At 71.3% G+C, this 9675-nt stretch carries 6 protein-coding genes; 3 read left to right on the top strand and 3 right to left on the bottom strand.

Going from position 1 to position 9675, the window contains the following annotated elements; genetic code table 11:
• The first annotated feature begins 7 nt into the window (after nt 1–7).
• The gene (locus ACZ6J5_RS15965; protein ID WP_469391775.1) at nt 8–2731 is read left to right on the top strand and encodes a pPIWI_RE module domain-containing protein; all 2724 of its coding nucleotides are present in this window, start codon (nt 8–10) and stop codon (nt 2729–2731) included.
• Nucleotides 2732–2791: 60 nt separating this feature from the next.
• Here the strand turns inward: ACZ6J5_RS15965 and ACZ6J5_RS15970 are convergent, their stop codons facing one another.
• A complete protein-coding gene (locus ACZ6J5_RS15970; protein ID WP_351661050.1) occupies nt 2792–4321 on the bottom strand; it encodes a helix-turn-helix domain-containing protein in 1530 nt (509 codons plus the stop codon).
• 284 nt (nt 4322–4605) lie between these two features.
• The gene (locus ACZ6J5_RS15975) at nt 4606–5211 is read right to left on the bottom strand and encodes a sigma-70 family RNA polymerase sigma factor (RefSeq protein WP_469391777.1); all 606 of its coding nucleotides are present in this window, start codon (nt 5209–5211) and stop codon (nt 4606–4608) included.
• A gap of 56 nt (nt 5212–5267) precedes the next feature.
• Here ACZ6J5_RS15975 and ACZ6J5_RS15980 point away from each other — a divergent pair, with 56 nt between their 5' ends.
• Together ACZ6J5_RS15980 and acnA are read left to right on the top strand one after the other, a co-directional pair.
• Entirely contained in the window at nt 5268–6149 is an 882-nt protein-coding gene (locus ACZ6J5_RS15980) for an alpha/beta fold hydrolase (protein ID WP_469391779.1), read from the top strand.
• 157 nt (nt 6150–6306) lie between these two features.
• A complete protein-coding gene (acnA, locus tag ACZ6J5_RS15985; RefSeq protein WP_469391780.1) occupies nt 6307–9021 on the top strand; it encodes an aconitate hydratase AcnA in 2715 nt (904 codons plus the stop codon).
• A 62-nt stretch (nt 9022–9083) separates the two neighbouring features.
• On the opposite strand, the gene ACZ6J5_RS15990 is transcribed toward acnA, so the two are convergent.
• On the bottom strand, nt 9084–9224 hold the full coding sequence (locus tag ACZ6J5_RS15990) for a hypothetical protein (RefSeq protein WP_469391782.1): 141 nt from the start codon (nt 9222–9224) through the stop codon (nt 9084–9086).
• Nucleotides 9225–9675 lie beyond the last annotated feature (451 nt).

A 9675-nucleotide genomic window follows, 5' to 3' on the forward strand; every position in this document is an offset into this window, starting at 1 on the left:
AGGAACCATGTACCCGAGCATCCGCTCCGCGGCGTACGAGCCCGACCCGGGCCACGGGCCGTGGCGTGAGGACCTGCGTGTGCTCCGCCTCGGCGAGGAGCTGCACGCCGAGCTCACCCGGATCAACGCCGCCGCGAAAGGGGACGGGAACCACCCCGACCGGCTCCCCGTACGCAGGCTCAATTCCCTCCTCCAGGCGATGGCGCCGGGTGTCATCGCGACCGGTCGCAACGCGGGCGCGGACGGCAGCCTCCCGTGGCTCTACGCCCGCGAGCCCGTGCCGCCGGACGTGCTCGCCCCGCTGGTCGGCACCTGGGCCTCGGCGCTTTTCCAGGACGGCATCGAGGCAGAGGAGGAGGGCGGCGTCCCGGAGCTGGAAGCCAGGCTGCTGACCGAGGACCCGGCCGTCCCGGCGCTCCTCCCGGAGTGGGCCACCGAGAGTGTCGACCTCACCGAGACGGCCATGTCGCCGGGCGGCACCGCCGAACCGGCGCCTCGGCTGTACGGCCTGCTTCCGGAGTGGGTCGCCTTCCGGCTGGCCGCCCGCCCGTTCCGGACGGGCGGCGCCACGCTGCACTTCCGGGTCGAGAGCTCGGGCAGCGGGACCCGGCTCGTCTCCTGGCCGCCCCAGCGCTACGAGTACCGCAAGAAGACCTGGTACTACTCGGCCTGCCTGAACATCGCCGTACACACGGTGCCGTTCGCCTCCCGGTTCCGCGTCCACGTCTCGACGCAGATCCGCCGGTGGGCCACCCAGGTGGACGTGCGACCGCACCAGCTCGGCGGCGCGACCGTGCTCCTCGACACCCCGCTGCCCTGGCCTGAGGGCCCCGATCGCGGCTACCGGCTCACCGCCAACACCCTCGGCTACGACCGGCGTGCGAAGCGGATCGCCTGGCGCCGGCACAGCTCGGCGCCGCTGCTGCCGGATCTCGACATCGTGCGCCGCTATCCGGAGGCCGAGGACGTCCTCACCCACCCGGAGCGCTGGATCAACGGTCAGGGGGAGGTGGCCGTCGGCATCGTCTACCACCCGACGCTCGGTCCGCACCCGGTGGGACCCGGGCTGCTGCCGAGGGAACGCGCGGACCTCGACGCCTGGGTCGAGGAGGGCATGGTCCCGGTGCTGCGCAGGGTGCCCGACCTCGTCAGGGTCACCCGGCGCAACACGCCCTCGCTGCTGCCCCGCTCGGGGACCAAGGCCGACCCGCAGTCCCGCGAGGCGCGGCTGACCCTCCACCGCCGCGCCGCCCTGGCCCGCGCCCTGGGGGATCGTCCGCTGGAGGTGGACATCCGCTGGCAGTCCAAGGATCTGCGGGACGCGCTCCTGGCCGAGCTGCCGAGGCTCGTCGGGTTCGGTCCCGCCGAGAGAGTGGAGCGGGACTCCGACGAGCACTGGCGGTGTGGAGGGGAGGGTATCGAGATCCTGGTACGGGCACGCCCGGCGGGCGCGCTGGCCGATGCCCTGCCGGTGTCCAAGGACCGCGGCCGGCCGAGGGGCGTCAGGTTCGCCGAGGCGGTGGACGGGCGCTGCGCGCTGGTCGCGGAACGCACGGCCCCTCCTGAAGGCGGGCTCGGGATCGTGATCGCGGAGATCGCGGGCAAGGACCGCTTCGCGACGGCTCCGGACGCGGACCCCAAGCACGCGCTGCGCGTCGCCTGGGCGCGGCAGGGGTGGCTCACCCAGTTCGTCAACGTGTCCGACGACAAGGACAGCGCGCGGGAGCACCGGGCCCGGTGGACCGTGCTGGACGCGTTCCGACAGCTGGGTGCCATCAGCCCGCCCGCCCACCGGGTGGGCGCCGGGATCCCGGGCGACCTCCAGTACGCGGCCCTCTGGTTCGTCCGGCACACCAGGAAGGGCCCCACCCGGCGGCCGGTCCGCAGGGTCGTCGCCGTGCGGGTCCGCCCCGGCGCGGGACTGGGCGTCATCGAAGGCTGGGACGGGGAGCGCGGGGTGTGGATTCCGTACCCGGAGCTGCTGCGGCTGCTCGCCGCGGCCCGTGAGCCCGTGGGGGAGGTCCCGCAGGTGGAGCGGCAGATCCGGACCCTGCTCTTCCAGCTCCGCGACCGGCCGACGCTCCTTCTGACGGATCTGGCGAACCTCCGCCAGTGCTGGCCGCACCTGCGCAACGGCGCGCTGGCCCGTGACACCCTCGGCTTCGGCACCGAACCCGGCCAACGCCACACGGTTTACGGGCAGGACCTGCGCGTGGTGGGGGTGCGCGACGCGAACGGCCGTGAGGAGGTGGCCGAGTGGTACGCCCGCGACTCCGGCGGCGAGGTGGGATTCGCCGAGGGCGTGTGGGGGACCGGTGAGGAGAGCCGCGTCTTCGCCAGTACGACCAGCCGCCCCCACACCGCGGCGAAGCTCCCCAAGGGGCTGATGAAGCTGGTGCCGACGGCGAAGAACCGGACCGCCCCGGGGAAGACGGCCTGGAACCCGGGGCAGCTGGAGATCACCGTGCTCGGCTGTCTGTCGGAGAAGGTGCTCGCGGAATCCGGGCGCGCGGGGCAGACCTCCGACCAGCCGGCGGAGTGGGCGACCCTGGTACACCAGCTGCGGCAGCACGACGACTACCCGCCCCTCGCCCGGCCCCTTCCGCTGCACCTGGCACGTCTCGCCGGTGAGTACGTGCTGCCGCTCGCGGAACGGGAGACGGAGCGGGACACGTCCGGGCGGGGCGGGGAGCGAAAGGAGCGCCCCGCCGCCGACGCCCGGCCCGAGTGACGGGGAAGGGCGGGGGGCCGCCGCGCGGTGACGCGACGGCCTCCCGCCGTACGCCCCGGCTCAGATGTCCCGGAAGATCTCGATCTGCGCCCCCACCGAGTTGAGCCGCTCCGCCAGCTCCTCGTAGCCGCGGTTGATCACGTAGACGTTGCGCAGCACCGAGGTGCCCTCCGCCGCCATCATCGCGAGGAGGACGACCACGGCCGGGCGCAGGGCCGGCGGGCACATCATCTCGGCGGCGCGCCAGCGGGTGGGGCCCTCGACCAGGACGCGGTGGGGGTCCAGGAGCTGGAGGCGGCCGCCGAGGCGGTTGAGGTCGGTGAGGTAGATGGCGCGGTTGTCGTAGACCCAGTCGTGGATCAGGGTCTTGCCCTGGGCCGTGGCCGCGATGGCCGCGAAGAAGGGCACGTTGTCGATGTTGAGGCCCGGGAAGGGCATCGGGTGGATCTTGTCGATCGGCGCCTCCAGCTTGGAGGGGCGGACCGTCAGGTCGACCAGGCGGGTGCGGCCGTTGTCCGCCGCGTACTCGGGGGACCGGTCGTGGTCGAGGCCCATCTCCTCCAGGACGGCGAGCTCGATCTCCATGAACTCGATCGGGACCCGGCGAATCGTCAGCTCGGACTCCGTGACGACGGCGGCGGCGAGCAGGCTCATCGCCTCGACCGGGTCCTCGGAGGGGGAGTAGTCGACGTCGACGTCGATCTGCGGGACGCCGTGCACGGTCAGCGTGGTGGTGCCGATGCCGTCGACCCGGACGCCTAGGGCCTCCAGGAAGAAGCACAGGTCCTGGACCATGTAGTTGGAGGAGGCGTTGCGGATGACGGTCACGCCGTCGTGGCGGGCGGCGGCCAGCAGGGCGTTCTCGGTCACGGTGTCGCCGCGCTCGGTCAGCACGATCGGGCGGTCGGGGGAGACCGAGCGCTCGACCTGGGCGTGGTAGAGGTTGTCGGTCGCCGTGATGTCGAGGCCGAAGCGGCGCAGCGCGATCATGTGCGGCTCGATCGTGCGGGTGCCGAGGTCGCAGCCGCCCGCGTACGGCAGCTTGAAGCGGTCCAGGCGGTGCAGCAGCGGGCCGAGGAACATGATGATGGAGCGGGTGCGGATCGCGGCCTCGGCGTCGATCGACTCCATGTCCAGCTCGGCCGGCGGCACGATCTCCAGGTCGACGCCCTCGTTGATCCAGCGGGTGCGGACGCCGATGGAGTTGAGGACCTCCAGGAGCCGGAAGACCTCCTCGATGCGGGCGACCCGGCGCAGCACCGTGCGGCCCTTGTTGAGGAGCGAGGCGCAGAGCAGCGCGACGCACGCGTTCTTGCTGGTCTTGACGTCGATGGCGCCGGAGAGGCGGCGGCGGCCGACGACCCGCAGGTGCATCGGGCCGGCGTAACCGAGAGAGACGATCTCGCTGTCGAGGGCTTCGCCGATGCGGGCGATCATCTCAAGGCTGATGTTCTGGTTGCCGCGCTCGATCCGGTTGACGGCGCTCTGGCTGGTGCCGAGCGCCTCGGCGAGCTGCGTCTGCGTCCAGCCACGGTGCTGGCGGGCGTCACGGATGAGCTTGCCGATGCGTACGAGGTAGTCGTCTGCCATGCCGTCACGTTATCTCAGATATGAGATGACGTTCTCGTTAGGGTGGGCCATCGGAGTGACGGGGTGTGTGCGAGTGGGTGACGCGCTCCCCGTGGAGGGGGAGTTCGGGCCCACGTTCCCGGCACGCCCGAGACCCGCCCGCCACTGACGGACCGTGAGACCTCGGCTTGACCGATCATCCTCCTATGTACCTTTTATGGCAATCATTCGGGTGTGTGCGGCGTGTCGGCCCGATGCGTACGGCGCCTCGGCCCGGCGTGTCCGGTCGGTCCGGTCCTCCCGTGTCACTCCGTCTCCCGCAGCCGGGCCCGCTGGATCCGGCGGGCCAGCGCACGCCGCGCCGAGGGGCCGCCGGACTCGCCGGACGGGCCCGACGGCCCGCGCGTGTCGAGCGCGCGGGCGATCCGGTCGTACGCCTCCCGGTACGCGCCCGGCAGTTCCGCCGCCCGCTCGCGGAGGTCCGCCTCGACCAGGCGGCGCAGCGCGTCCACGTCCTGGGGCGTGAACCGCTTCCGGCCGCGCGCCAGCGCGTGCGCCGGGCGGGTGCAGTGGGCCGTGCCGTCCAGCGCCTCCGACAGCTCCTCGGCCAGTCCCCACAGGCGCCCTTCGAGCCACGGCGCGTCGTCCGGCTCGGGCTCCGCCGGGTCCGCCCGCTCGCCGGTGCGCGGCTTGGCGAGCTGCTTGGAGACGGCCGGCTGGCTCATCCCGGCGAGCCGCGCGAGACGGTCCTGCGTCCAGCCCGCGTCCGCGAACAGCTGGATCATCCCGGCGCGCGTCCTGCGCATCTCCTCGCCCGCCCGGATGACCTCGTTCATCTCCGCGAACAGGTCCGCGACCTGCCGCTCGGTCAGGCCGCCGGGCGTCGTGCCCTTGTCGCTCCCCGTCGTCATGACTCAGTTATACCCGCCCCTCGACGGGATCCATAACCCCGTTATATAACGTGGTTATGAGTACGCCTCCCGCTTCCTTCTCCGCCCCTGACGGCACCCGTCTCGCCCACCGCCGCACCGGCTCCGGCGGCCCCCTCCTGTGTGTCCCCGGCGGCCCCGCCGACTCCGCCTACCTCGGCGACCTGGGCGGACTCTCCGCCCGCCGCGCCCTGGTGATCCCCGACCTGCGCGGCACGGGCCGCTCCGCCGTGCCCGCCGACCCCTCCTCGTACCGCTGCGACCGTCAGGTCGAGGACGTCGAGGCGCTCCGCCGCCACCTCGGCCTCGACCGCTTCGACCTGCTCGGCCACTCCGCGGGCGCCGACATCGCCGCCGGGTACGCCGCCCGCTATCCGCACCGCGTCGCCCGGCTGGTCCTGGTGACGCCCGGGACGCGGGCCGTCGGGGTCGAGACCTCGGCCGAGACCCGGCGTGCGCTGGCCTTGGAGCGCGCGGGCGAGCCGTGGTTCCCGGCGGCCTTCGCCGCCTTGGAGGCGATCGTCGCGGGGGAGGGGGGCGACTGGGAGGCCATCGCCCCGTTCCTCCACGGCCGGTGGGACGAGGCCGCCCGGCGGCATCACGACCGGGCCCGGCCCGGCAACCCCGAGGCCGTCGCGGGCTTCGGTGCCGAGGGCGCGTTCGACCCGGACGCCACCCGCGCCGCGCTCGCCGGCTTCCCCGGTCCGGTGCTGCTGCTCGCCGGTGCCCGCGACCTGAACAGCCCGCCGGTCACGGTGGCCGCGTACGCCGCCCTCTTTCCGGGCGCCACGCTCCACGTCCAGCCGGACGCGGGGCACTATCCGTGGCTCGACGACCCAGAGGGCTTCGCGGCGACGGTGGAAGGCTTCCTCGCTGCGACGTCCGCCACAGCGCGGCCGGGCATGACCGACCGCCGGTGATGTACTAGAGTTATCTCGACATCGAGATATCTGCCGAGGCGCACCGCTGCCGCCACCCCGGTAAGGGTTACCTAACTTAGCCTTACCTTAGCGGATCGACGACGTGTACGTGGCGGCAGGATGTGGTGGAACGCGCACATATATGAAGGAGACTGTCGTGTCGGCGAACAGCTTCGACGCCCGCGCCACGCTGCGCGTGGGTGACGAGTCGTACGAGATCTTCAAGCTGGACAAGGTCGAGGGCTCGGCCCGGCTGCCTTACAGCCTGAAGGTTCTCCTGGAGAACCTGCTCCGCACCGAGGACGGCGCGAACATCACCGCCGACCACATCCGGGCGCTCGGCGACTGGGACTCCCAGGCCCAGCCGAGCCAGGAGATCCAGTTCACGCCGGCGCGCGTGATCATGCAGGACTTCACCGGCGTGCCCTGCGTCGTCGACCTCGCCACCATGCGCGAGGCCGTCGCCGCCCTCGGCGGTGACCCGGCGAAGATCAACCCGCTCTCCCCGGCCGAGATGGTCATCGACCACTCCGTCATCGCCGACAAGTTCGGCACCAACGACGCCTTCGCGCAGAACGTCGAGCTGGAGTACGGCCGCAACAAGGAGCGCTACCAGTTCCTGCGCTGGGGCCAGACCGCCTTCGACGACTTCAAGGTCGTCCCCCCGGGCACCGGCATCGTCCACCAGGTGAACATCGAGCACCTGGCCCGCACGGTCATGGTCCGCAACGGCCAGGCCTACCCCGACACCCTCGTCGGCACCGACTCCCACACCACCATGGTCAACGGCCTCGGTGTGCTCGGCTGGGGCGTCGGCGGCATCGAGGCCGAGGCCGCCATGCTCGGCCAGCCGGTCTCCATGCTGATCCCGCGCGTCGTCGGCTTCAAGCTGACCGGCGAGCTCCCGGCCGGCACCACCGCCACCGACCTCGTGCTCACGATCACCGAGATGCTGCGCAAGCACGGCGTCGTCGGCAAGTTCGTCGAGTTCTACGGTGAGGGCGTCGCCGCCACCTCCCTCGCGAACCGCGCCACCATCGGCAACATGTCGCCCGAGTTCGGCTCCACCGCCGCGGTCTTCCCGATCGACGGCGAGACGCTGAACTACCTCAAGCTCACCGGCCGCTCCGCGCAGCAGGTCGCGCTCGTCGAGGCGTACGCCAAGGAGCAGGGCCTCTGGCTCGACCCGGCCGCCGAGCCCGACTTCTCCGAGAAGCTGGAGCTCGACCTCTCCACCGTCGTCCCGTCGATCGCCGGCCCGAAGCGCCCGCAGGACCGCATCGTCCTCGCGAACGCCGCCGCGCAGTTCGCCCAGGACGTGCGCAACTACGTCGCCACCGCCGACGAGGCCGGCCAGGAGTCCTTCCCGGCCTCCGACGCCCCCGCCGTCTCCAACGGCGTCCCGTCGAACCCGGTCGAGGTGACCGCCCCCGACGGCACCACGTACACGATCGACCACGGCGCCGTCACCGTCGCCGCGATCACCTCCTGCACCAACACGTCGAACCCGTACGTGATGGTCGCCGCCGCGCTCGTCGCGAAGAAGGCCACCGAGAAGGGCCTGACCCGCAAGCCGTGGGTCAAGACCACCCTCGCCCCGGGCTCGAAGGTCGTCACCGACTACTTCGACAAGGCGGGCCTGACCCCGTACCTCGACAAGGTCGGCTTCAACCTCGTCGGCTACGGCTGCACCACCTGCATCGGCAACTCCGGCCCGCTGCCGGAGGAGGTCTCCAAGGCGGTCAACGAGCACGACCTGGCCGTGACCTCGGTCCTCTCGGGCAACCGCAACTTCGAGGGCCGCATCAACCCCGACGTCAAGATGAACTACCTGGCCTCCCCGCCGCTGGTCGTCGCGTACGCCATCGCGGGCTCCATGAAGGTGGACATCACCAAGGACGCCCTCGGCGTGGACCAGGACGGCAAGCCGGTCTACCTCGCGGACATCTGGCCGACCGAGGCCGAGGTCAACGACGTCGTCGCCAACGCCATCGGCGAGGACATGTTCAACAAGTCCTACCAGGACGTCTTCGCGGGCGACGCCCAGTGGCAGGCGCTCTCCATCCCGACCGGCAACACCTTCGAGTGGGACGCCGAGTCCACCTACGTGCGCAAGCCCCCGTACTTCGAGGGCATGACGATGGAGACCACCCCGGTCACCGACATCGCCGGCGCCCGCGTCCTGGCCAAGCTGGGCGACTCGGTCACCACCGACCACATCTCCCCGGCCGGCGCCATCAAGGCCGACACCCCGGCCGGCAAGTACCTCACCGAGCACGGTGTGGAGCGTCGTGACTTCAACTCCTACGGCTCGCGCCGAGGCAACCACGAGGTCATGATCCGCGGTACCTTCGCCAACATCCGCCTGCGCAACCAGATCGCGCCGGGCACCGAGGGCGGCTTCACCCGCGACTTCACCCAGGCCGACGGCCCGGTGTCGTTCATCTACGACGCCTCGCAGAACTACCAGGCCGCCGGCACCCCGCTGGTCATCCTGGGCGGCAAGGAGTACGGCTCCGGCTCCTCCCGCGACTGGGCCGCCAAGGGCACCGCGCTCCTCGGCGTCAAGGCCGTCATCACCGAGTCGTACGAGCGCATCCACCGCTCGAACCTCATCGGCATGGGCGTCCTCCCGCTCCAGTTCCCGGCCGGCCAGTCGGCCGACTCGCTCGGCCTGACCGGCGAGGAGACCTTCTCCATCGCCGGTATCACCGAGCTGAACGAGGGCACGACCCCGAGCACGGTCAAGGTCACCACCGACACCGGTGTCGAGTTCGACGCGGTCGTCCGCATCGACACCCCCGGCGAGGCGGACTACTACCGCAACGGCGGCATCATGCAGTACGTGCTGCGCAACCTGATCCGCGGCTAAAGCGCCAGACGTAAGGGCCCGTCTCCCCAGGGGGACGGGCCCTTACGCATGCGCCGGGACGGTCAGCCGAGCAGCTCCACCTCCGCCAGCTCGCCGGCGCCCGTGCCCGAGGGCGCCAGCTGGTACTTCGCGTACGAGAGCGCGCCTTCGCCGTCCCGGTCTTGCGGATGTGTCGGCGAGATCCATCTGTAGACTCGCCCCACACCTATGGGGCGTGCACCCGCCTTTCCGCCTCCGCGTAGCCGTCGACGGACACGCAGAGGAGACCGTCCCCGCCTCTGCGGGGCTGACCCCCACGAGTTTCTGGGGTACGTGCTCGGGTGCGTGTTGCTCCCCGCGTCCGCGGGGTTGGATGATCTTCAATCTGCGCGGCCGTGGGGTGATCGCTCCCAGCTGTGAACCATGAGTTTCTCGACGTAGGTAAAAAGTCAATCACTCGAGGAGCGCGGTCCCTTGAGGGAATGAAGAACGCTCGATCTGGCGTCAGTCACTCTGCGGATGCGATAACTTACTCGTTGTGACGAGGCGGCCCCCGGTTCAGGGGCACTCGGCCCGTCGCGCGGGGGAGGTCTGCCCTCCTCTGTCCTCATTGGTGCACACCTCTCCAGGAGAACAAAGTGGCGAATAGCCATAACCAGGGCGACGGCCGTGATC

The organism is Streptomyces sp. NPDC042100 (assembly GCF_055582325.1).

Bases quoted from the DNA above. Each gene is read 5' to 3' on its own strand.
- ACZ6J5_RS15975 (WP_469391777.1), bottom strand. From the start codon at position 5,211: ATGACGACGGGGAGCGACAAGGGCACGACGCCCGGCGGCCTGACCGAG.
- ACZ6J5_RS15980 (WP_469391779.1), top strand. From the start codon at position 5,268: ATGAGTACGCCTCCCGCTTCCTTCTCCGCCCCTGACGGCACCCGTCTC.
- ACZ6J5_RS15965 (WP_469391775.1), top strand. From the start codon at position 8: ATGTACCCGAGCATCCGCTCCGCGGCGTACGAGCCCGACCCGGGCCAC.
- ACZ6J5_RS15970 (WP_351661050.1), bottom strand. From the start codon at position 4,321: ATGGCAGACGACTACCTCGTACGCATCGGCAAGCTCATCCGTGACGCC.